At 44.8% G+C, this 23693-nt stretch carries 24 protein-coding genes and 2 pseudogenes; 18 read left to right on the forward strand and 8 right to left on the reverse strand.

The window, feature by feature from the left end; genetic code table 11:
• Window positions 1-62: 62 nt before the first annotated feature.
• Window positions 63-1361, reverse strand: a complete 1299-nt coding sequence (locus tag C558_RS0100450; protein WP_018754230.1) for a purine-cytosine permease family protein — start codon at window positions 1359-1361, stop codon at window positions 63-65.
• A 195-nt stretch (window positions 1362-1556) separates the two neighbouring features.
• Between C558_RS0100450 and C558_RS0100455 the strand changes: the two genes are divergently transcribed.
• Window positions 1557-1892: a thioredoxin family protein gene (locus tag C558_RS0100455; protein WP_018754231.1), complete on the forward strand. Its 336-nt coding sequence runs from the start codon at window positions 1557-1559 to the stop codon at window positions 1890-1892.
• A gap of 116 nt (window positions 1893-2008) precedes the next feature.
• Window positions 2009-2293 carry a Rossmann-fold NAD(P)-binding domain-containing protein gene (locus C558_RS30050; protein ID WP_018754232.1) on the forward strand — a complete coding sequence of 95 codons (285 nt, stop codon included), beginning with the start codon at window positions 2009-2011 and terminating at the stop codon, window positions 2291-2293.
• 212 nt (window positions 2294-2505) lie between these two features.
• Here C558_RS30050 and C558_RS0100465 read toward each other — a convergent pair whose 3' ends face one another.
• The 3 genes from C558_RS0100465 to C558_RS0100475 all read right to left on the reverse strand — a co-directional run bounded on the left by C558_RS0100465 (window position 2506) and on the right by C558_RS0100475 (window position 4870).
• Entirely contained in the window at window positions 2506-2967 is a 462-nt protein-coding gene (locus C558_RS0100465; protein WP_018754233.1) for a hypothetical protein, read from the reverse strand.
• Window positions 2968-3044: 77 nt separating this feature from the next.
• Entirely contained in the window at window positions 3045-4187 is a 1143-nt protein-coding gene (locus C558_RS0100470; protein ID WP_018754234.1) for a sensor histidine kinase, read from the reverse strand.
• On the reverse strand, window positions 4184-4870 hold the full coding sequence (locus C558_RS0100475) for a response regulator transcription factor (protein ID WP_018754235.1): 687 nt from the start codon (window positions 4868-4870) through the stop codon (window positions 4184-4186). The genes C558_RS0100470 and C558_RS0100475 overlap by 4 nt, the downstream gene beginning before the upstream one ends.
• 165 nt (window positions 4871-5035) lie before the next feature.
• Between C558_RS0100475 and C558_RS0100480 the strand changes: the two genes are divergently transcribed.
• The 3 genes from C558_RS0100480 to C558_RS0100490 all read left to right on the forward strand — a co-directional run bounded on the left by C558_RS0100480 (window position 5036) and on the right by C558_RS0100490 (window position 8576).
• Window positions 5036-5659, forward strand: coding sequence for an NAD(P)-dependent oxidoreductase (locus C558_RS0100480; RefSeq protein WP_018754236.1), 624 nt, complete (start codon window positions 5036-5038; stop codon window positions 5657-5659).
• Window positions 5660-5696: 37 nt separating this feature from the next.
• Window positions 5697-6041 carry a DUF6220 domain-containing protein gene (locus C558_RS34405; protein ID WP_018754237.1) on the forward strand — a complete coding sequence of 115 codons (345 nt, stop codon included), beginning with the start codon at window positions 5697-5699 and terminating at the stop codon, window positions 6039-6041.
• A gap of 291 nt (window positions 6042-6332) precedes the next feature.
• Window positions 6333-8576: an MMPL family transporter gene (locus C558_RS0100490; RefSeq protein ID WP_018754238.1), complete on the forward strand. Its 2244-nt coding sequence runs from the start codon at window positions 6333-6335 to the stop codon at window positions 8574-8576.
• Between the two features lie 164 nt (window positions 8577-8740).
• Here the strand turns inward: C558_RS0100490 and C558_RS0100500 are convergent, their stop codons facing one another.
• Window positions 8741-9691, reverse strand: coding sequence for a DsbA family protein (locus C558_RS0100500; protein WP_018754239.1), 951 nt, complete (start codon window positions 9689-9691; stop codon window positions 8741-8743).
• 136 nt (window positions 9692-9827) lie between these two features.
• Here C558_RS0100500 and C558_RS0100505 point away from each other — a divergent pair, with 136 nt between their 5' ends.
• From C558_RS0100505 to C558_RS0100535, 7 genes and pseudogenes are all read left to right on the forward strand, one after another.
• Entirely contained in the window at window positions 9828-10385 is a 558-nt protein-coding gene (locus C558_RS0100505; protein WP_018754240.1) for a TetR/AcrR family transcriptional regulator, read from the forward strand.
• 65 nt (window positions 10386-10450) lie between these two features.
• The gene (locus C558_RS0100510) at window positions 10451-11134 is read left to right on the forward strand and encodes a response regulator transcription factor (protein ID WP_018754241.1); all 684 of its coding nucleotides are present in this window, start codon (window positions 10451-10453) and stop codon (window positions 11132-11134) included.
• Window positions 11135-12136, forward strand: coding sequence for a sensor histidine kinase (locus C558_RS0100515; protein ID WP_018754242.1), 1002 nt, complete (start codon window positions 11135-11137; stop codon window positions 12134-12136).
• A 101-nt stretch (window positions 12137-12237) separates the two neighbouring features.
• Window positions 12238-12969 (forward strand): annotated as a pseudogene (locus tag C558_RS30060) (VanZ family protein); the annotation flags it as partial.
• Window positions 12970-12979: 10 nt separating this feature from the next.
• On the forward strand, window positions 12980-13888 hold the full coding sequence (locus tag C558_RS0100525; RefSeq protein ID WP_018754244.1) for a VanZ family protein: 909 nt from the start codon (window positions 12980-12982) through the stop codon (window positions 13886-13888).
• 34 nt (window positions 13889-13922) lie between these two features.
• Window positions 13923-14606, forward strand: coding sequence for an ABC transporter ATP-binding protein (locus C558_RS0100530; RefSeq protein ID WP_018754245.1), 684 nt, complete (start codon window positions 13923-13925; stop codon window positions 14604-14606).
• Complete coding sequence (locus C558_RS0100535) at window positions 14603-17194, forward strand: ABC transporter permease (protein WP_018754246.1); 2592 nt, start codon at window positions 14603-14605, stop codon at window positions 17192-17194. Before C558_RS0100530 ends, C558_RS0100535 begins: the two co-directional genes overlap by 4 nt.
• A 79-nt stretch (window positions 17195-17273) precedes the next feature.
• On the opposite strand, the gene C558_RS34530 is transcribed toward C558_RS0100535, so the two are convergent.
• The 3 genes and pseudogenes from C558_RS34530 to C558_RS30070 all read right to left on the reverse strand — a co-directional run bounded on the left by C558_RS34530 (window position 17274) and on the right by C558_RS30070 (window position 18656).
• Window positions 17274-17681: a hypothetical protein gene (locus C558_RS34530; protein WP_018754247.1), complete on the reverse strand. Its 408-nt coding sequence runs from the start codon at window positions 17679-17681 to the stop codon at window positions 17274-17276.
• 15 nt (window positions 17682-17696) lie between these two features.
• Window positions 17697-18305, reverse strand: coding sequence for an HAAS signaling domain-containing protein (locus tag C558_RS34535; RefSeq protein ID WP_018754248.1), 609 nt, complete (start codon window positions 18303-18305; stop codon window positions 17697-17699).
• A gap of 1 nt (window position 18306) precedes the next feature.
• Window positions 18307-18656: pseudogene (locus C558_RS30070) on the reverse strand (PadR family transcriptional regulator).
• Between the two features lie 237 nt (window positions 18657-18893).
• Between C558_RS30070 and C558_RS0100550 the strand changes: the two are divergent.
• The 6 genes from C558_RS0100550 to C558_RS0100575 all read left to right on the forward strand — a co-directional run bounded on the left by C558_RS0100550 (window position 18894) and on the right by C558_RS0100575 (window position 23498).
• A complete protein-coding gene (locus tag C558_RS0100550) occupies window positions 18894-19763 on the forward strand; it encodes a MerR family transcriptional regulator (protein ID WP_083927057.1) in 870 nt (289 codons plus the stop codon).
• 52 nt (window positions 19764-19815) lie between these two features.
• Window positions 19816-20751, forward strand: a complete 936-nt coding sequence (locus C558_RS0100555) for an NAD-dependent epimerase/dehydratase family protein (protein ID WP_040674138.1) — start codon at window positions 19816-19818, stop codon at window positions 20749-20751.
• Between the two features lie 345 nt (window positions 20752-21096).
• Complete coding sequence (locus tag C558_RS34900; RefSeq protein WP_018754252.1) at window positions 21097-21222, forward strand: hypothetical protein; 126 nt, start codon at window positions 21097-21099, stop codon at window positions 21220-21222.
• A 15-nt stretch (window positions 21223-21237) separates the two neighbouring features.
• Window positions 21238-22068: a helix-turn-helix transcriptional regulator gene (locus C558_RS0100565; protein WP_026263654.1), complete on the forward strand. Its 831-nt coding sequence runs from the start codon at window positions 21238-21240 to the stop codon at window positions 22066-22068.
• A gap of 86 nt (window positions 22069-22154) precedes the next feature.
• Window positions 22155-23144 carry an ABC transporter substrate-binding protein gene (locus C558_RS0100570; protein WP_018754255.1) on the forward strand — a complete coding sequence of 330 codons (990 nt, stop codon included), beginning with the start codon at window positions 22155-22157 and terminating at the stop codon, window positions 23142-23144.
• Between the two features lie 15 nt (window positions 23145-23159).
• Window positions 23160-23498, forward strand: a complete 339-nt coding sequence (locus C558_RS0100575) for a cupin domain-containing protein (protein ID WP_018754256.1) — start codon at window positions 23160-23162, stop codon at window positions 23496-23498.
• Window positions 23499-23693: the final 195 nt, after the last annotated feature.

Below are 23693 nucleotides of genomic sequence, written 5' to 3' on the forward strand. Positions count from 1 at the left end.
AGCCGATTTTTCACCTTTTATAAAGGAGGAAGAATCGGCTTTTCAACTATATTATACAATCGTTAAATGGTATTTTTGACTGTCCGGGCATTTCCTTTGACAATCAAGCTCCCAATAGCATAGAAAATAGCAGAAGTAACAAGGCCAACGACAGCCACGGATAGCTCCGGTGCGTAGAAATTTACAACTAATGAGATTGCTGCAGACAAGATCCACACGATAAATGCCATTGGTCTCCAAGATACTAAATCAGCAGAATCATTTTTGCGAAAAACCAAACGGTCCATAATCATAATGGAACCAATTGGTGGAATAATGACCCCAAGAAGGACAAGCCAGTCGAAAAAGTGATTATAGATACCGGATATCGCAGCGATAAGACCAACGACACCAATAATAAGCGTGATTGTTCTCATTTTTTTACCGGTCATATGTGACCAGCCCACAGCGCCATTATACAAGCAGTGTGTACCTACAGAACCTAAATTGATAAATACGAACAGAATGGATAAGATCGTGAGCAGTGGACCGTGTCCCGCTAGTACAGACATAAAATCGCCGCCAGTTGAAGTAGGATTAGGAATAACCCCCGTTGCTACAACAATTCCCCCAACAAGCTCCGCAATGAAGTTCCCGATGGGGAAAGCGAAAATGACGGATAAAGCACCTTCACGGCCGTTTTTTGCCCAACGTGTGAAATCGGCTGTCATGGTGCCAGAATCGGCAAATCCAGCGAATACTAAGGTAACAGCAGCTCCAAAAGACATAGCGCCGGTTACTTGCGGATGGTAATTCAAAATGTCCGATTGACCGCTTTTTACAGCCATAGCAATGACAATGATTGCAATAATAATGTAGAAAGGTGCAGCAATCCAGCCAAGGACGGACAACGCTTTAATACCAACATAAGTAATAGCGACATAGAGGATTCCGCCGACAATCGTCATTAATAAAAGGCTGGCGCCAAATGATCCATGCATGGTGGAACCGGTAAGGCCTACTTGTAGGGCGAACCACCCGATAACAACCGTAGAGAGTAAACCGGAAATGATATAATATCCGGAACGTCCAAAGGTTTTTTGCGCTGTCAGTGAAAAGTTCATTCCAGAACGACCGGCATCATAGCTTAGCAAACCAACCATGACGAACAGAAGTAGGTTGCCAAGGAGCATTGCTAATGCACCGGCTTTAAATCCAAGCTGTGCTGTAATAAGTCCGCCAATGACAGCACTGGTTAGAACCATTGGGAACCCAAACCAGACCGCTGCGACAGAGGATAATTTTTTTCGATACTCCTGAGGTACAGGTGCGTGTTCAAATTCCGGATCTAGTAATTTTTTATCAACATTTTCGGTTGACATACTTTTGCCCTCATTTCGTATGGTATTTATGTCCGCCTTCGCTCAACTTCATAAAAGCGCTTACAGTGCTTATTGTAGGTGGGAATGGGACTCGCGTCATTGTATAATGAGACCAAAAATTGATGATTTCTATTGGGCACAGTGTACAATGATAGGTTCTCTTATTTAAAAATATGATAAATAACGGAGGTACTCATGAGAGAATTCGAACAATTAACAAGCATTGCGTCAGCGAACGAATTTATCCAGCGCCATAAACTATCGTTTCTTTTTATTTTTGGCACGGACTGTAGTGTCTGTCATGCATTGCAGCCGCAGGTCCAGAGATTAATGATGAAATACCCAGAAATCGCACTGGGGGCTATCAATGCACAAGAAGTAAAAGAAGTCGCCGGGAGGTTCTCTATTTTCACTATTCCTGTTCTATTGCTTCATGTGGAGGGAAAAGAATATATACGAGAAGCGCGAATCGTGCATCTGGATCTGTTTGATGAAAAAATCCGCAAGATCTATGATTTCGTGACGGGATAATCCCTAGGTGCAAGCGTCCTGGGAAAGGGGCAAGCCGGTCGAACGATGAGACTGGCGACCTGGACAAGAAGCACACCTATACGTTCATCCACGACTTCGGTAAGGCGCTTGTCGCATTGGGAGGTCAGGAGGATACCTACGGACAAGCCTGGCATGTACCGAATGCAGACACCGTTACGACGAGACAGTTTGCCGAAATAGCTTATTGTGCTGCCGGCTTTCCGGCATCCATTCGAACGATGGGCAAGGGCATGCTCCGCAAAGGAGGATTGTTTATTCCAGAGGTGCGCGAAACTATTGAGATGACGTACCAATTCGAGCATGATTTTGTCGTGGACCACAGCAAATTCAGCACGAGATTTGAGCTTCCTGCCACGCCGCTGGAGTATACGATCGCCTAAACGTTGGAATGGTTTCAATTGCAAAATCCTAAGGCAGCTGGCTGACGGATAGTTCATGTGAATAGGGCGGGATCAAGCGAGGGAATGTTGGTGACTGTGATGAATAACGTGATTATTAGGCTCCTGAGACCTCGTGGTTCAGGAGCTGCATGTACTTGGTGTCCTATAGTTACGATGGAGAAAAACGATTCTCCTGCTGTTTAAATCATGTGTTATTTATGATTCCTTTCAAGGAAGAATCCCACAAAGAAAACAATTAAACTAATCAGAGTACCGATAAATGTCCAAGTCATTACAGAAGTATCTTCGGTGGGACCATATGTTACAACGTAAATTACTGCAGTTACAGTATAAATAATGGATGTCACAACCTGAGTAACATGATTGATTTTAAGAAATATTCTTGCCTTCTTAGCATCTATTTTCACTAATAGCAAACCAATTGCATCAAGTATGCACAATATTCCAACTGCCAAAAGTATAATAGCGACAATTTGAGGATACATTTTATCATTAATTATTCCAACTAATACATTGAAACCACTAGAATTTGTAGTTATTGTTCCTGTTGTTATTGAAGCAAATGGAAAGGCTAAAGTAAGTATTGTCACAAGCGAGAGCAAAAGAGCGACATTTACATTAAAGACTACAAGCTTGTTTTTGTTTTTTTTCAAATTAGATCACTCCAGTTTAAGTTGTGAAAGATCTATAATAATCGTTCTTAGTTAACCTTGTTGTCGATAAAATCCGGTTAAAATTGTTTCCGAAAGGGTAGAGGTTCCTCCACGTTCGCAGGTAAATAGACGGTAAATGTCGTGCCTGTACCCGGTTGACTAGCGACACGAATGAAACCGCCGTGGGCTTTGACAAAGTGATGGGTAATAGACAGTCCGAGTCCCGTTCCGCCCGAATGCCGCGAACGGGCTTCCTCCACCCGATAAAAACGATCGAATAGGTGTGCAAGATCTTCCGCCGGAATGCCGATGCCAGTGTCAGCTATGGAAACACTTGCAAAGACCGCATCCGACACAACAACTTGGTCTTCTATTTCAACGGATATCGTTCCTCCGCCGGGCGTATAACGGATCGCATTGGTTAGCAAATTAATGAAAACCTGCGTGATCCGTCTCACATCGGCCAACACCATTACCGGCCTTGTTCTCGAAGAAAGCTGGACTTCCAGTCCGAATTCTTCCGCTTCATGCATCACGTCTTCAACGATCTGTTCGAGCCGTGCCGTCAGATCGAGCATCTGACGGTCGAGCGATAAACGGCCCGCCTCAGCGAGGGACAAGACATGAAGATCCTCCACCAGTAGGCTCAGACGGATAACTTCATCATGAAGTCGAAGAAGCATTTCCGGAGGGATGTCATGTCCGTCCTGCTGGGCATTTTCCAGTTTGAGCTGCATGATGGATAGCGGTGTGCGGAGCTCGTGAGCGACATCGGCCACCAATCGCCTGCGGGCATCCTCGGCTTCTCGGAGCCGAAGCGTCATATCGTTGAATGTTTGGATCACTTTACCGTATTCGTCTCTCGTTTGAACAGGAACATTTACATCCAGATCCCCTTGCGCAACGCGTTCGATGGCTACAACGAGTTTTCTAAGCGGAAGTGTCAACACCCCCGAAATCCATAAACTGAAAAATAATCCGATCGCTACGATAAAAATCCCTTTCCCAAATCCGATCAGCTTCATCTTACCCATCATATATGTTTTCATGATCTCGATTTGTTCGCCAGGTGCGGCGTTCAAGTAAGCTTCGTTGATTTTGTCCTTGTGAAATTGATCAAACAAGAAGTTCATGTAAAACTGATTGATCAAGGAATGAGTGATGCCGATGATTAATACGAGGAGTCCCATATAGGCGAATATTTTTTGGCGGACTGTCATGGTTGTTCACCGAAGCGATACCCAAAACCGTATACGGTTTGAATATATCGAGGCTTGGTCGCATCATCCTCTAATTTTCGGCGGAGATTGCGGATATGGGAATCCATTGTCCGATCATATCCGATGTACTCATCCGTCAGAGCAGTCTTTAATAATTGCAATCGGCTGAAGACGATTCCTGGCCGCGACGCCAATGTATACAAAATTTTAAATTCGGTCGGTGTCAGCGCGATTTCTTCGCCGTCTTTGAATACCTGACATTTGGCCTCGGAGATGGTCAAGTTATCCAACTTCAATAGCCTCGGCTGATCATCCGGGCCCCGCAGTCGGCGAAGCACGGCTCGAATCCGCGATGCGAGCTCGCGCAAGCTGAAAGGCTTGGTCAAATAATCGTCTGCGCCGATTTCCAGACCGACGATTTTATCCGATTCATCCAATCTGGCCGTAGCCATAATAATGCCGCAATGCGATGTTTGTCTTAATTCGCGGCATACATCGATACCGCTTTTCTCGGGGAGCATCCAATCTAGCACGACAAGATCAGGTTGCTCCGAACGCGCAATTGCAAGCGCTTCCTTACCAGTTCGGGCTAACAATACGTGGAATCCTTCACGCTGCAAGAATGTCTGCATCTCATCCAGCAGATCCGGTTCATCCTCCACAAGCAACAATTTGATCTCCAAAGTCAGTCCCTTCTTCCCGCTTAGTTTGAAACCATTATACCCTGATATTTGGGGAGAGTGACGAAGTCCTCGCAAAAAGAGAAAGATCTGCATATGATCTCGACATTTGTTTTGTAAACTGAGTGGGAAGAAGCTATCCACATGATACCAATGGGAGGAACGGTTATGAAAATTACAGTCATTGGCTCTACGGGACGAACGGGTATGCATGTTCTCGAGCAAGGTGTTCGTCGAGGACATGAACTGACTGCATTTACACGAAGACCGCAATTATTGGCAAATTTCAACGGTATAAAAAACGTAGTGACAGGGGACGGCCTTCTTTTATCTGATGTAAAAAAAGCTATAGAGAAGCAGGATGCCATCATTGCCATTGTAGGAGATAGTAAAATTCCGATTGCGACCGATATTACTGGAACAATCATTCAAGCTATGTATGAGTCAGATGTAAATCGCATTGTGTGTGTGAGTTCTTACTTACTTGGATCAACGCGTCCAAGAGTGATAACCCCTCTTTTCCAATGGTTATTGCGTCATTCTTTGGCGGATCGGTTATCTGCGGATCAATTAATCCAATCCAGTAAGACGGAATGGACGATTGTTCGTGCTACGAGATTGCTTGATAAACCAGCAACCGGTAACGTGCGTCGGCTAAAAGCAGGGCATGAATTCGAATTCGGTCCGTACGAGATTTGCAGGGCTGACTTGGCGGCCGTCCTTCTTGATATCGTAGAAAGTAGAGACGACAGCAAGTCTATTATCAACGTCACTTGGGGGAAAAGAAGATGAACAATCAAGCGATTACCAGAATGCAACTGGTTTTTAAATGGATGGCATGGATCTGTGCGATTGCATTTTGCTTCAGGTGTTTCTCGCTGGTCTATCCTTATTCTGGGAAAGTTCCTACTGGGCAAGTCATCAGGCCTTTTCCCGAGTGGTCACCATTCTGCCGTTGCTAATGCTCGTGACTTCCTTCATTGCCCGACTTCCTGTCTCCATTCGCCTGCGTAGTGCAGGACTGGTTGGCATGATCATCTTAATGGCAGTTACCGCCAATTTATCTTCGGGAGTTGCCTATTTATCGGCGCTTCACCCGGTAATCGCAGTCGTATTGTTCTTGGAAACGGTGTCCATCGCCCGAAAGGCCAGTACTCTCACAAAAGTAGATTAGCAAGCATCAAGAGAGCAAGTATTTTAGAGAATTACGCTAACCATCAATAATAATGGAGGTTGAAATGCTGCCCTAATCTATTTGATTATCTATTTCTCTTTCTATTCGTTATCGTGTCTGTCGTATCGCTGCATCTGTCTACGCAAAATTATGGGAAAAGGACGTATCGGTCAAGAACGAAAGTCATTGTGCTGTATAGCATATTCACAATCATTGTCCTCATTTATATGGGTTCAAAAATCATCACGGGAAGCAATATTGGCTAAAATCAGGCAACGGGGAGATGTCGCAATGAAGAAGGATATTGGAATTGAAAAATGGGTGGCTGGTCCAATAACCCGATGGGTTACCTTGCTTGTTTGGATGGTTGCAGTGGGGCTGTTAAGCACGCTGCTACCTTCCATTAACAAAGAAGTCGTAAACAACGTTCCCCCTCTGGGTGACTTCAAGCCTTCCATACAAGCGGGTGCTTTGGCTGCTAATGAATTCTCGAATGCCGATGACATTCCCGCACTTATCGTGTGGCAACGACAAGGCGGATTAACGGACGCGGACCTGCAGAAGATTCAGGCGCTTATGGAGACGTTGACGACAAATCCTGTGCCTAATCAAACATTCGTACCACCACTGCATCAAACATCTTTGCAGGCATTGAAAACGAAGCTCTCGGAGGATGGTAGTGCAATTGTCACACCATTATTTTTTAACAAACAGGCAGATGGAGTACAACTGGAAGAAAGCATAACCAAGGTCAAGGAGGATGCAACCGTGTTGTTCGGCTTAGATCCGTTCAACGTTGCCATCAACTCTTCAAGCAACCTCCACGCAAGAGTAACCGGTCCAGTCGGCATCCAGGTTGACGCCGTCGGCTTATTCGGGCAAGCCGACAAACCGCTGCTTATCGGTACCGTGCTGCTCGTACTGGTATTACTCTTGCTTATCTACCGTTCACCGATCCTGGCGCTCATTCCGCTCGTCGCTGTCGGCTTCGCTTATCTTGTCATCAGTCCGATTCTAGGCTGGATGGCGCATGAAGGCTGGATTACGGTGGAATCTCAAGGGAAAAATATTATGTCGGTTTTATTGTTCGGCGCCGGAACAGATTATTGCCTGTTCCTCATTTCTCGGTTCCGTCAACTGCTGAGAATCGAATCTGATAAAGGCAAGGCGTTGCGTGAAGCCATATCCGGTTCATCCGGTGCGATCGCGATGAGCGGCTTCACCGTCGTCCTTGCGCTCATTGCGCTGCTTGCCGCGGAATACGGTCCGTACCAACGATTCGCTGCTCCATTCAGTATCGCTATCCTCATTATGGGATTGGCCAGCTTGACATTGGTCCCCGCATTGTTGGCCATTCTGGGTCGTGCTGCTTTCTGGCCATTCGTTCCCCGGACGACGGCCATGCAAGTTGATCGCGCCAAGCTTAAGGGGCGTTCCGCGCCAATCTTGTCGGTATCCTCCCGCAACCGTGTCGGTTCGCTTGTCGTACGGCGGCCATGGTTGATCATGATCACTGCCATCATCGTACTTGGCGGACTGGCATTATTCACGACCCCAATTCAATTCACCTATGACAGGCTATCCTCCTTTCCCAAGGACATGGCTTCCCGAGAAGGATTCGCTGTCATAGGCGAGCAATTCTCGCCCGGCGAATTGGCTCCAGTTAAAGTAATGATCGATACCTATGGGAAGGAGTTGGATGTCGGGAATACTTTAGCCTCACTTCCTTATGTTAAGCATGTATCCGAGCCGCAGACCGGGAAGTCGAACTCCGAAATCTTGGCTTACGACGTACAACTCAACATGAACCCTTATTCAACGGAAGCGATGGATCTCATCCCGGAAATTCGTCAAGCAGCCGAGGAAGCGCTCTTACAGATCGGTGTCTCCGATGCAGCGGATCATGTATGGATTTCCGGACAGACAGCTGAGCAATACGACACGAAAGTAACGGGCGAGCGGGATATGCGCATCATCTTTCCCATCATAATTGGATTGATTTCGGTGCTTTTGTTTGCTTATCTTCGCTCTTTGATTGCTACAGCGTACCTCATTCTAACCGTCATCCTATCGTATTTATCGGCGCTGGGATTAGGATGGTTGGTCATTCACTACATCTTCGGGGCGGATGCTATCCAGGGAGGCATACTGTTATACACATTCGTATTTATTGTCGCGCTTGGTGAGGATTATAATATCTTCATGATTTCAAGTATCTGGCAGAAGAGCAAGCGTATGCCTTTGAAGCAAGCGGTCCAAGAAGGCGTAGGGGAGACGGGAGTAGTCATTACATCGGCAGGTCTTATTCTTGCGGGTACGTTCGCTGTTCTGGCCACTATGCCGGTTCAATTGCTTATGCAGGTCGGTGTTATTGTAGCGATCGGAGTACTGCTCGATACGTTCATCGTCCGTCCTTTTCTGGTACCAGCTATTACGCTGCTGCTTGGCAAATGGGCTTTCTGGCCCGGTCGTCGTAATGCGGCTGTGGTCTCGGAGTCACTATCTAACGAAAAAGAAATTGCAGGGAGAGTATGAAGAAGTGGTTGTTGTCATTCCCAATCACGCTATTCACATCAATGGGTACGATAAAGATACCCGAAGTCCGACACCCATGGAGCAGAAGGGCGTCGGAGGGTGCCGACTCCAGCTTGGTTTGCTAGTCGCAATTGGGGAAGTTGGGCCATCCTTTGTAGGATGGCTTATTTCGTGGTTGTAAAATAGGATTCCCCTAGAAGCTCCTTCACTTGGTAACTGCTTGGTGAAAGTTCTTTTTCAACAAAAGCGTTGACTTCCGACTTTTCAATATCATACATAACTTCAATTTCTTTAGAAAATAATAGCTTTTCTTGTTCAAGCAAGATCGAAAGGGATGGTTGTTGTTCCGGTTGTATTTCTTCCTTATTTAGAATTTGCTGTAGACCCTCAACATAGGATTCTAACGGACGGCTACCGACGATTTTCAATCCTTTATTGTCCTCGTTGATCATAATGATCGTCGGGAAACCTCTAACGCCAAGGCTTCTAGCGAGACTAAAATCTTCGTTCAATAATTGTTGGTCGGATTGTTGTTCGGCATCTTTGACAATGGCTTCTCCATCAAGTCCAAGCTGATTTACGATGTCTATCATGATGGATTCCTCGGCGATATTTCGATTAAATACGAAGAGAGCTTCTCGTGATCGTCTTAAGTAATCATAGGCTAATGCATCGTTATGATTTTTTTGAATCACCTTAAATACTCGAGAAGGTGGGTAGGAGGATTGGACCGGATGGTCGAGCATCAGTGAACCGTCAATCGGCATGCGCGAAAATGCGCCAACCTCTCTCCAGTGACCGAAGACGTCGGCAGGTCCTGATATTCCGTTACGGGGGTCGACAGGCTCATCACTCCATTTTTCCAGCAACCCGCCCATTACCGTATGAAAGTTGAAATATTGTCCATACTGCTCTTTAAATCGACGAAGGACGGGATCAAGCGCCCAGCAGTGAGAGCAGATTGGGTCCGTTACATAATACACGTCAATGGATTTTTGGGGTTGATTAAAATCGATCATCTCCATATCGTCCTCCCCCGCTACACCACATACACCTGTCTCTAAATCACAAATCATATGATGATCGCTCGCCATTCGTTTATCCTCATTTGCCATGATTGTTGCCTCCCTGCAGTGGTTGTTTTTCCATCATTCTAGCCATAATCAATCGATCGGAACACCAATAGATCAGTCCATTTGTCGTTTATGCAACACATTGATACAATTGTTTAAAAAGTCGGAGGGACATGATATGACGCAATCCAAGACAGATCCCCGAGTTTTACGAACTCGTAAGTTAATCATGGACTCTTTTATTGAACTTTCAGGTAAAAAAGAGTTCAAGGATATTACCGTTAAGGATATTACAACAGAGGCTAAGATTAATCGCGCAACGTTCTATTATCATTTTGAAGATATATATGACTTGCTCGACAAAGTATTATCGGAAGTTTTATTGATTAATTTGAATGCCATCGATTTCGAGAAAAGCGAACTAAATGAAGCATCGATTATTGATATCTTCGTGGCCATAACGGACTTCCAGAAAGCTTTATCCAATCGGTGTCATAGAGGATATGATGAGACCATCGCCCGCATTATTAGGGAGCAACTCGAAATCATTTTCTACGGCATGTTGCGAAAACAACAAACAGAAGAGAATGAATCTCTTAAAGTTACAGCCGTCATTTTAAGTTGGGGCATTTATGGCGCTTCTGTGGAGTGGAGGAGAAATCGTAACGAATCATCCCCGGAAGCATTTATTAAGTCGGCCATTCCTTTTCTGATGTCTGGGATTGAACACGTGTAAGGTTGTTATCATGTCGTAACTAAGATAAAGAATGAATTTATTCCAATTGTAAGGATGATCTGCATATGAAAATTTTATTAGTTGAAGATGATAAGACGATCGCGTCGGGACTGGAATATTCGCTGCAGCAAGATGGTTATCCCACCGTTCTGTGCCATGATGTCGCCTCAGCCAAAAAGACGCTCGCAGATGACATCGACCAGTTCGCATTATGCTTGTTCGATTTACAGCTTCCGGATGGGAGCGGGTATGAATTGTGCAAGATGGTGAAGGAGCGGCGAGACATTCCGGTCATCTTCTTAACGGTGATTGACGATGAGGTCAATGTCGTGATGGGGCTTGACATGGGAGCCGACGATTATATTACCAAGCCTTTTCGAGTTCGCGAGCTGCTGTCCCGAATCAAGTCCGTCTTGCGGAGATACCAGAAGCCGTCCCAAGCCAGAGCGATCATCGACATCGACCATGTCCGAATCAACACACTGGAAGGCAAGGTACATAAGAACGGCGCCGAAATTTCGCTCACCGCTTTAGAGTATCGCTTATTGCTGATCTTCGGCAGTCACATTGGACAGGTTCTCACAAGGAATCAGCTTCTAGAGCAAATCTGGGACGTGGCTGGTGACTTCGTGAACGACAATACGTTAACAGTCTATATCAAAAGGCTGAGGGAAAAGCTGGAGGATGATCCAGGGCATCCGACTTTGATCAAAACGGTACGCGGTTTAGGCTATAAGGTTGGTGATTAGATGTTACGTAATCGAGAAATTCAACGATTATTGCTCTTCATGGGCTTGATCAGCTTCACAGCGCTCGTCGTCGCTGCTTTCATTTCGTCCGTCACAGTAGCGCTCGTCTTCATCCTATCCATGCTGCTTATTGGCACAAGTTTGTTATTCACGAGATGGAGATATCGTGAGCTAGCGAAGCTGTCCGTCTATTTGCGGGAAATTAGCAACGGCGATGATTCCCTCGACGTTCGCGATAATCAAGAAGGCGAGCTGAGCATTCTCAAGAATGATATTTATAAAGTAACGCTCATGCTATCGGAGCACCGGTCGTTATTGCAGCGGGACAAAATTCAACTGACGGATGCCATCTCCGATATTTCGCATCAGCTTAAGACGCCACTTACCTCCATGACGGTGATGGCGGATTTGTTAAGCGCCCCTGACCTGCCTCCGGCCAAAAGATCGGAGTTCACCCATCATATCCGCGTCCAGCTTGATCGCATCGATTGGCTGGTTTCTTCCTTACTCAAGCTATCGAAAATGGACGCGAAGACCATCCCATTCAAAAAAGATCGAATCCTTGTTAAAAACCTGATCCAAAAGGCATTAGAGCCGGTACTGATTCCGATGGATATTAAGGGACAGTCGGTTTCCATCGCGGGCGATGACGACGTCTCTTTTGTCGGCGATTTCAATTGGACCGCTGAAGCGGTCATCAATATTTTGAAGAACGGCGTGGAGCATACGCCTGAGGGCGGAGCGATCACCATCGCATATTCCGAAAACGTGTTATTTACGGAAATAGTCATTGCCGACAACGGCAAAGGCATTCCGAAAGAAGATTTATCTTATATTTTCAAACGTTTTTACAAAGGAAAGAACGCTGGCGAAGGAAGCATCGGCATAGGACTTGCGATGGCTCACAGCATCATAGCCAGCCAGAACGGCGTGATCGATGTAACGAGCGACGGCGGGAAGGGTACGCAGTTTCGGATTAAATTTTACAAACAAGTGATTTAGCGACACGCCATAAGTGACTGAATTGTCACCTCCATCGTCACTGGAAAGTCATTTTAGACAGATAGAATGATATTCATCAGCTAAGCGATGGAGGTAAGACAATGCAATTGAAGCAACACCGAAAGATGATGTTGGCTATAACCATATCTTATACCCTTTTAATTCTTTATTTTCTGTTTTTCGCTTTCGGTAGAGTAGGTAAGGTAGATCAAATCACCGAGTACACTTTTATTTTTTTGCCGGACGGTTTCTTTAGACTGCCGGGTCTATCCGATCTTCTACATCCTACGCTGATGGACTTTGTGGGTTTCGGGAACATCGCAGCTTTCATCCCTTTTGGCATCTTGATTCCGTTGTTATATCGGACCAACTTTATTCGATTCATGACATGGTTCATCCTATCCATTCTCGTGCTGGAGACGATTCAGGCACTAACGTTTCTCGGCAGCTTCGATATAAATGACGTCATACAGAACGCATCGGGCGCGGCCATTGGATTCGGGGCGTATAAGCTTGGCTTTCGTATGAAAAACGACTGGAGAAATATTGTTGCTACGGGCATTTACAGCGTTGTCTTGATGCTTGGGGTATGGGGGGTCTTCGGGCTGGTTGACCAAACGTTCACCAAAGAAATGGGTCCCGTTATGGCGATCAACGAATTGAAAGATAGTAACGGGAATCCATCGACAGGTACCAAACGGTACAGTCTCAAGATTGGCGGTCAAAACGTAGAACCCAGATATCATGCGTATAGCGTCGAAGGCAAAAAAAAAGAAACGTACACGTATATGTGGGGCAATAAGGAGGAGACAAATCTCTCCTTGAATTATGGAGAGGTGTAAAATGAATTTTATTAATGAACGAGAAAAGAAATTTACGAAACGACAAATTATATTACTTATACTAATAATAGGATATTATTCCCTTTTAATAATGGCTACCACATTTGGTCGTTCAGCTGAGAATATCTTTGTAAGAACAATTGATTTCGATGTACTGAGCGAGTATCAACAAGCATGGAATCAATTTTCATTTCATTCTTTTTTTCATATCATTGTTAATCTAGGTATGCTGTTTCCGCTAGGGATTTTATTATCTTTATTTAGTAGAGTTTTTTTAAAAGCAAAATGGATGTTAATCTGTTCGATGACAACATCTTTATTTATTGAAACGCTTCAATTTATAACGCTTCGTGGAAGTGCGGAGCTAGACGATTTACTTCATAATACCGTAGGAATGATGCTGGGGTATTGCGTATTAAATATAGCTCTTATTATTTTGAAAAAAAAGGGACCATACAAACAAATCGTCAAATATTTAATCTTACCTACTGCAGTAAGCTTCGTCGCACTTGGAATAATTATTTCATATCAAATGAAGGAATTTGGTAATATGCCGTTTGATCCTTATGGGAAAACGGATATGTCCCATGTCACGATAAAAACATCACTAGAGTTAAGTGATGAAGGTAAAAAAATGCCTGTTTACGATTCCAAAGGTCAAAAAGTGCGAGACGTTGAAATTATTTCTCCAAATGAAGCATTTCAAAAATTGAAACATGGAGACATTTATCCTATGGGACCTTTCGGAGCGGGTGAAGAATTTGAAGGTGAGACATTGGTCGTTACAGAGTATAAATTAGAGCACACCACGGATACAAAAGGATTTTCTCAGCCTGTATATATTTTTCGCGTACAGTTAAAAGATAATGACGTCATTCTTACGGCTCCACCTATTTCCGCAAGGAAATAATGTGAAATGAAACACAAGGAAAGGAGGTATGGCCATGGATATTTTAAAAATCGAGCATCTGTCTAAAATATACGGCAAAGGCGAATCGGCGGTGAAGGCGCTCGACGATGTATCTTTTTCGATCCAGAAAGGCGAATTTGTCGCGATTATCGGCCCGTCTGGATCGGGAAAGTCGACGCTCCTCCATATGCTGGGCGGCGTGGATCGGCCGACTGGCGGTAAAGTTTATGTTGAGGATACGGATATGTATGCCTTGAACGAAACACAGCTGGCCATCTTCAGGCGCAGGCAAATCGGCCTGATCTACCAGTTTTTCAATCTGATTCCCGTCTTGACGGTGGAAGAGAATATGACGCTGCCGCTCTTGCTGGATAACCAAAAGGTAGATCAAAAGCAATTGGATGGCCTTGTAAATACGTTGAATTTGCAGCATCGACTAAACCACCTGCCGAATCAGTTATCGGGTGGGCAGCAGCAACGGGTCTCGATCGGCAGAGCACTCATCGGCAATCCTGCGATCATGCTGGCCGACGAGCCGACGGGGAACCTGGACAGCAAGAATAGCAGCGAGATCGTCGACTTATTGAAAATGCTAAATAAAACCTATCATCAGACGCTGATCGTTATTACGCACGACGAACGGATCGCCTTGCAAGCCGACAGGATCATTTCGATTGAAGATGGGAGGATCGCCAAAGACGAGGTGATCAGGCGATGAATATTGTTAATACGCTAACCATTCGGCATCTGAAGCAGAACAAGAAACGAACGCTCGTAACCATTATCGGCGTCATCATTTCGGTTGCCATGGTGACCGCTGTCTCTACGCTTGTGTTTTCCTTTTCGGATTTAATGATCAGACAAGCCATTGTGGATACTGGAGAGTGGCATGTCCAATATCAAGATGTCACCAAAGAACAGCTTGCGGCGATACAGGGCGATGATGCAACCAAATCCGTTGCGATGACAAGAGACTTTGGCTATGCCCTATTAGAAGGGGGGCAAAATCCCAATAAGCCGTACTTGTTCATTAAGGCATATGATGCGCGTGGTTTCAAACAATTTCCGGTCGAGCTGAGCAAGGGGCGTCTCCCGCAAACGGACAAGGAGGTCGTCATATCCGATGCCGTTGCAATGAACGCCAAAGTAAAGTACGACATCGGCGATCGCCTAACCCTTCGCGTCGGCGAGCGATTCGAGCAAGGAGGCAATCATCCCTTGGATCAGACCGAGCTGCTGCGTTGGGAAGACGGCGCATTGACCGAAACGTTGCAGCATGTCAAGACAAGGGAGTATACGGTGGTAGGCTTCATTAAGACTGCCTTAGGGGAAACGGCCTGGTCCCCGGGGTATACGATCCTTAGCTATGTCGATGAAAATAGCATCGGGGAAAACGGTCGAGTCGATGCGTGGGTGGCATTGCAGCGTGTCAATCCGTTCTTGTTCGCTCATGCGGAGGATTTGGCTACTAAAAACCAAATTGAAAAGGTCCAATATAATAACAGTTTGCTACGTTATTACGGCTTGTCCAAAAGTGAATCCTCGTCCAACATGATGTTCTCCTTATCGGCGATCATTATGGCGGTCATTATGATCGGCTCGGTGTCGCTGATCTATAATGCTTTTGCGATATCCGTCTCGGAACGTTCCCGCCATTTAGGGATGCTAGCGAGCGTGGGGGCTACGAAAAGGCAGAAGCGTAATTCGGTGCTGTTTGAAGGTGTCGTCATTGGCTTGATCAGCATTCCCATTGGCATCCTATGCGGACTTGCCGGGATAGGGATCACTTTTTGGTTCATGAATTCCATGATTCAAGGGGCATTATGGACCAATGAGAAGCTGACGCTTATCGTCACGCCGTTATCGCTCTTGATTACTTGTGTTGTATCGCTGTTGACAATTTTCATTTCGACGTATCTCCCGGCGATCAGGGCATCTAAGGTATCGGCGATGGACGCGATTCGCCAGGCTACCGACGTCAAGCTTACGGCCAAAGCGGTGAGAACGTCGAAGATCATTCGTAAGTTTTTTGGGATTGAAGCGGAGATCGGGCTGAAAAACTTAAAAAGGAACAAACGGAGATATCATACCATCGTATTTTCGCTCGTCATCAGCATCGTTTTGTTTTTGACGGTATCATTCTTTACCGCCGGTATGCAGCAATCCCTGGAACTGTCGCGGGAAGGCATCAATTACGATATTGAAGTATTGTACGGCAACGGAAAAAGAATAGACGATCGGTTGATACAATCGATTGCATCACTAGACGGCGTAACAGAGTTCAACGTGATCCAAGCGTTATATAAGAATGCTTGGGTCGATGAAGCGTTCATCGCCGATGAGTTGAAAGAGAAGGTTAAGGCGGATAAGCAGTTACTTCAAGACGGGAAGTATCCTTACGATATTATGATTCATGCATTGAATGATGCGAGTCTGCGGACCTATGCCAGCGCGGTCGGCGCAGATTACGAGCAGCTGACGGATCCTGATCATCCCGCCGCGATCGTGATGGATAGGATTCACTACAAAGATATGGACACGGGAAAATACGTCCAGACGAAGGCCATCTATACGAATGTCGGAGAGCATATCGCGTTAACGAACTTCTATAAAGAAAATGGGAAAGAATCGAAGGCAAACGAAGTGACCGTTGCCGCGTTAACGGATCAAGCTCCGATGGGGATGAGCCCGATAGAAGTAGGCGGGTTAAATATGATCGTGTCGGAACGCGTCATGAATCGATTGGCAGACGAAGAGGATCTAGGTAACGTTCAGATGTATCTCCATTTGAAAAGCACGGAACCGATGAGAACGCAGCAGGAAATCGAGGAGATGCATGAGGCCAATCTGAATGTCTTCAATGTATATCAATCCAGAAAAAGTGAAGAACAAAATATTCTAATGATGTCCGTCTTTTCTTACGGTTTTATCGTATTAATCTCTGCGATTTCCATTGCGAACATTTTTAATACGATTTCGACGGGCGTGGCCCTTCGCAAACGGGAATTTGCGATGCTGAGATCCGTCGGCATGACGCCAAAAGGCTTTGCGAAAATGATGAACTATGAAAGTGTTTTTTATGGGGTCAAGTCGCTGCTGTTTGGGCTTCCCGTCAGTTTCGTCGTGATGTATTTAATCTATAGGGCATTTTCGAACAAATTCAGCTACGGGTTCGCCCTTCCATGGATGAGCATTCTGTCCGTCATCGTCGCCGTATTTGTCATTGTCGGTTCTGCCATGTTATATTCCGGCGCGAAAGTAAAAAAGGAAAACATTATTGATGCATTGAAGCAAGAGAATATATGATTAGCTATTGGCCCTGACTTGGTTGAAGTCAGGGCTTACTTCGTTCTGGTGGGTCTCAACGCCGATATATACGCGGGTTTTATTTTGTGATGGAAGAGGGCGATGATTTTGCTCGGTACCAGGCAAAGGACTCGGTTATGATATCGAGCAATGCAAGCACGACGATGGCGTTTACGAGCCATTCTTTCACCCTGGGCCAGTTCGACACTAGGGTTTTGAAGTCATTTCCTTCGGTGGGCATAAGGCTCGAGGCAGTTAAATCTTGGATGAAATGAGGATTCCATAGTGCATTATCCGCAAGCATGATGCATACAAGTATCGTTGTCATAATTGTCATCGCAATATGGAAAGCCAGCAACTTGCTCGATCTATAACGCACAATAATTCGGGCAATTTCCCTTATAATGGCTAACGAGGCTGCGATCCATAGAAGTGGCCAATAGTGATGGAATACATCGTTGTTCAGAAACGGAACGATTGTGAACACGCCATCGTGGTTCCTCTAAATTCCGAGCAGATCGGCAGAATTGATGCAGAGCACCATGACCACAATCGTAAAGAATATTCCCAATATCGGCCTTCTCTTTTTGATTTTCATCTTGGCGTCCGGAATCCGTGGCAAATCGGAGGGTCTCCACGCTTTATTCCTGCTGCCGCTGCCAGCACTATTTAACCGCTGCCTATAGTCCATCCAAGCGAATACAACGGTGACCCAAAAGAATCCTTGTGCAGCACCCGATACTAGAGAAATCAGGTAGCTTGTAACCGGTTCTAACCTTTCCGAATGTGAAAGAAACGTATCAATTATGAAAAAGGCGGTTAGCCCTATGATGATCGAGGTCAAAACAATCTTGAGCGTAGTCAAGTAAGCGTCGATCAGCATCGGACCGATGAAGTAACGCTCGTACCCGCGATACTTCGATGCCAGCTCATTCGGTGAGCCTAGTTCAAGCAGTACGCTTTCGACATCCTCTTCAGATGCTTGGCTAGTCGATATGCGCTCCTCCAGCATATCTTCAATTAGGCTTTGCAATTCTCGTTTAATATCCTCTCTTTGCTGCTCAGGCAAACGCTGCGTCACCGCATAAATGTAACGGTCAATGACTTCCATACTACTCTCCTCCTTCAAGATCAATCAGAACGCCTTCCATGCTGGCGACTAGCTTGCGCCACTCCTGATTCAGTCCCGCATATACTTTCTTCCCGAGGGGCTGAGCAAATAGTATTTACGGGGGCGTGATTCATTCGTATCCCATCTGCTCTCGAGCAGCCCTTGCTTCTCCAGTCTGCGAAGCAAAGGGTACAAGGTGCAGGGATCGACGGCGATTCCTTTTTCCTCCAATAAGGGTACGAGAGAATAGCCATACCGCGGTTCGGACAATTGACTGAGCACACCAATGACAATCGTGCCTCGCCGCAGCTCGCTTAGTAAACCCGTTATCGTTTCATTTACATCCGCCATATGATCAGCTCCTGGAAAATATCATACACTATTGTAAATGGAACAGTATCATTGTTTTTACTTGTGTGGTTGGAATTGAAAAATGAACTGAATAATGTGATTGTATGGCTCCCGAGACCTTGAGGTTCAGGAGCTAGTTCAGTGCTTTCTGACTTGAAAAGTCGCCTGCTATTTTCCCAGGTTATGGTATGATAAGTAGTGGTAGAGGATACGCACAGACATAGGTTGAGAGGAAGGATGCTAGTGCATAGAAATCCATACTACTCTATAGGGCAGACGGCGAAGATTTGCAATATCTCCATCCAGACCCTGCGATATTATGACAAGATTGGCCTTATGAAGCCTAGTGAAATTGATAGGAGCTCTGGCTATCGGTATTATTCCAATCTGGACATCCTGCATATTAAAATCGTTCAAGATATGAAATCGTTAGATTTTTCACTTGAGGAAATTCGTTATACGTTACAAAGCGAGAGCCTGGATCGTCTCATGGGGTTGTTGAAAGCCAAACATGAGGAAGCTCTGCAGGAAAAACTTCGACTGGAGCGCATTACGACTTCTATTGAACAAAGAATCAAGCAAATTGATGCTCTGTTGGAGCTGAACAGCGGTACAAAGGATTCCGAAGTTCTTATTGAGTTGAAGGAGCTCGAGGATCGTTATGTCGCTTTTGACCGGAAGCGATCCGTTTGTAGAATGGAGACTTCGGTGCTGCGGTTTACCGAGCTATTTGGAAGGATCTATGAAAACGGGATGCTTCCTAGCGGATATATCATGACGATCTACCATGAGAATATTATGACGTTCGATCGGAACGATACCGATCTTGAGGTTGCTATTCCCATCAAGAGGGTCGAGACAAACCGCAGCTTCACACGCGTGATTCCAGGGGGGACCTATATTACGGCACTGTATACCGGGATTCCTACGGAACAATCGTACAAATGCATATATGGAAAATTACTGGAATGGATGGCCATGAACGGCTACTGTGAGAGTGGTCCGGTCGTGGAGAAATATTTGGTGGATATGACGCAGATGACAAAGCATGAAGATTATTTGATCGAGCTCCAAGTGCCTGTTAATCAAAAAAGATTGACCCTATAGCTGCTATAGGGTTTATTGTATTTGGCAGGAAGACTTGAGAGGGGAGACTATCATGCACGTCATATTAGGAACGGGGCCGTTAGGGATGTCCATCATGAGAGAGCTTATAGACCAGGGAGAGCGAGTAAGAATGGTTAGCTATAGCGGGAAGGCTGCACTGCCTCCCGGCGTACAGCACGAGAAGGCCGATCTCCTAGATGCGGAGCAAGCTGCAAAAATCATGCAAGAGGCGAGGGTCATCTATCACTGTGCGCAGCCGGCATATCATCAATGGGGAAAGCTGTTCATGCGAATGCAGGATAACATCGTATCCGGTGCGATGGCTGCCGGGGTGAAGCTGGTAGTGGCCGAGAATTTATATATGTATGGTTTGGTCCAGGGAAGTATGCACGAACAATTGCCCCATGCGGCCACGACCAGGAAAGGAGTTCTCCGATCCGAAATGTCCCGCAAGCTGTTGAAGCTGCATCAGGATGGATTGCTTCAAGTCGTTATCGGAAGAGGGTCCGATTTTTTTGGGCCGGGCGTTCTTGGTTCTGCGATTGGGGAGCGCTTTTTCAAGCCAATTGTAGCGGGCAAGCCTTGTACGGTGCTTGGCGACCCGGACAAGAAGCACACCTATACGTTCATCCACGACTTCGGTAAGGCGCTTGTGGCATTGGGTGGTCAGGAGGATACCTACGGTCAATCCTGGCATGTACCGAATGCAGACGCCGTTACGACGAGGCAGTTTGCCGAAATAGCTTATTGTGCTGCCGGTTTTCCGGCATCCATTCGAACGATGGGCAAGGGCATGCTCCGCATAGGAGGATTGTTTATTCCAGAGGCGCGCGAAACTATTGAGATGACGTACCAATTCGAGCATGATTTTGTCGTGGACCACAGCAAATTCAGCGCGAGATTCGAGCTTCCTGCCACGCCGCTGGAGCATGCGATCGCCCAAACGTTGGAATGGTTTCAATCGCAAAATCCTAAGGCAGCTGGCTGACGAGTAGTTCATGTGCATCCTGTAAGATCGATGACTTATAAGAAATTCTAGCCCTTAAAGTGACTTAGGGGCTTTTTTGTATATGCATGAAACGACAATGTTTTCCATCTTGTGGTATGATTTTACTAGTAGCAATTATGAAGCCCCTGTGAGTTTTATCTCGCAAGGGCTTTTTTTCATGCGATTGTATGCCAATAACACCGCAGCCGAATGAGGTTTGAGCCTACCACGAACGTAATTTGCTTCCAAAGGCTGTTTAAAAATTAGCCCGGTGCGGCATTTTTTGTTCATATATGTTGACAATGATAATCATTATCAATAATGTGTAAATAGACGAGAGTCCTCATGCCTCTCGATGCCAATGACTTCGAGCTGGAACAGCAGCTTGTTGAATCGTATGTACTGCTTGTGGTCAAGAGCTGCACAGGATGTACAACGATCATCTCAGGATTACCAGTAAACTACGATTGAAATGAGGTATGCAATGTGAAAATCGACGTAAATCAGTTAGCAGAGCATTTTGCACACACTCCTTTTCAAGTAGAAGGAGTATATCGATATGCTAGAAATCCAGGTGTCCCTTACGCTGACTATACAGATTCTTTTCCTGGATTTGTATTTCCACTTACAGGGAAGATACAATTTCAATTTAATGGCACGCCTTATATCTTTTCGCCAGGAAAAGTTGTGCATGGGGGTGCAAAAATGAAACTAGATCAAAAAATGTTTGGTATAACGAACTGGGAATATATTCTTGTTCAATACCGGATATGTAATTCAGAACTAGAAGAGTCAAGCTTTTCTCATCAGCATTTTGAATTATCAACAGGACAATCTCCTCGTCTTATCGATTTAATTATGCGTCTTTGGCATGTGTATAATCAGCGTGGGGGTATTTCGATGTTTCAGACTGAAATGCTGTTTCGCGAAGTACTGAATGAGACCTTATTATGTGTTATGAATAGGGAAGATAGCTGTGAAACAACACATACTTTATTCGAACGGGTATCTAATTATATTCATGAATACTATAATCAAAGCCTTACAATAGCATCGCTTGCAGAACAAAATAACGTTAATCGAAATCGACTTTCTTATGTATTTAGAAGACATGCAGGTATGGGACCAGCAGAATATTTATTAAAATATCGTATAAACATGGCGCAAGAAATGCTATTTACAAGTGATGCGCCTGTACAACAAATTGCACAAACTGTTGGAATTGTTGACCCCTTTTATTTTAGTAGAGTGTTCAAGAAACAATTTGGTATTTCTCCTACGGAATATCGAGAGAAGTTCATTAATAATCCATGCTAATTTCAACAGGCATCCATTCAAATCTAAAAATTACTTTACTATACTAATGGCAAACGAAGGAAAACATGATGTTGGAGGAATTTCGTATGCAAAAAATGAAAGGGCTGCTAATTCCAATGCTAATATTAGCAGGCATATTAGCAGCTTGTAATGGAACACCTGTTGAAAATAAAGGATCAATGACAGAAGGCGCATCTACATCAGCAGTTAATATGGATGCAACGGATCCGGATTGGCCAAGAACATTTAAGGATGCCTTAGGTAAAGAAATTATTATCGAGAAAAAACCAGAAAAAATAGCCGGGCTATGGTATTTTTATCCTGAAATATTAGTTGCATTAGGTGAGCCGCCTGCTGCTTCTACTGAAAAAGAATATCTATCTTCTTTATCTTATTTAAAAGGTAAGCTGGATTCAACTGAAGACCTAGGAGATAAAACGGCTCCTAATATTGAAAAAATTCTTTCTATTGCGCCTGATTATATTTTAGCAACAGAATATCATGAAAAATTGTATGATTCACTAGAAAAAGTTGCGCCAGTCATTACGTTAAAAACCAAGGACATCTATGAAGATTGGCAATATGGACTCCGTACAGTAGCCGAGATTATTGGAAAAGAAGACGAAGCGGAAAAAGTAATTGATAGCATGATGAAAGAAATCACAAACGGGCGTGAGGCATTAAAGACGATGCAAGGAGAGTCAGTAGCACTTATATTGTCTTGGGATGGAAAAACTTTTAATGTTCTAGGTGAAGGAAATCCTGTCTATACACTTGCGTTTGATAAAGAAAAGGGACTAGGGCTTACACCGGATGATGCATATACAGGTACTAATAATGAATTTGTTTCGTTTGAAGGAATGTCAACTGTTCAAGCAGACCATATTTTTCTTATTGGTGACATTACACAAAAGCAAAAATTAATGAATGACTTAAAACAAAGTAATGTATGGAATGCTATGAATGCCGTAAAGAAAGGCAATGTCTATTTAATGGATAATTCCGCTATTACTGGGGGCCCATTAGCCATCGAATACGCTTTACAAAATATAACAAATGCCTTGCTTAAGCTCTAAAAAGGAGGAATTAATATGCATTACCAAGCTATTAATCTGAATGAGAAGCTATCTAAAATTAACGATCTTTGGTCTCCGAATGTCATTGGTGAATTGAATGACTATCAATTTAAACTCATTAAGATTGCTGGGGATTTTGAATGGCACAGTCATCAAGATACCGATAAGGTATTTATGACGCTCGAAGGGGAAATGATCATTGATTTTCGAGATGGTCAGGTTAAAATTTCCAAGGGTGAGATGTTTATTGTCCCAAGGGGAATCGAGATGAAGCCTTCCGCCGAAAAGGAATGCCATATCATGTTGGTGGAGCCTAGAGGCGTAGTAGACACTGGCGGTACTGAGTCCGAATAAACAGCAGCCAATGATACTTGGATCTAGTGTTTTTTACTTGTCAATCAAGGAAGTATTATTACGGACGCAGGCGTCTTCGCTACCTAGATGGAGCAGAGCTTCCAGTTGGGCCATCCTTCGTAGGATGGCTCTATTACAAAATAGTTTTCTTCATTTTGAATGGCTTATACTCATCAGAAGCTGGATTTCATGGTA

Source organism: Paenibacillus terrigena DSM 21567, from assembly GCF_000374845.1.
Taxonomy (GTDB): Bacteria; Bacillota; Bacilli; order Paenibacillales; family Paenibacillaceae; genus Paenibacillus_K; species Paenibacillus_K terrigena.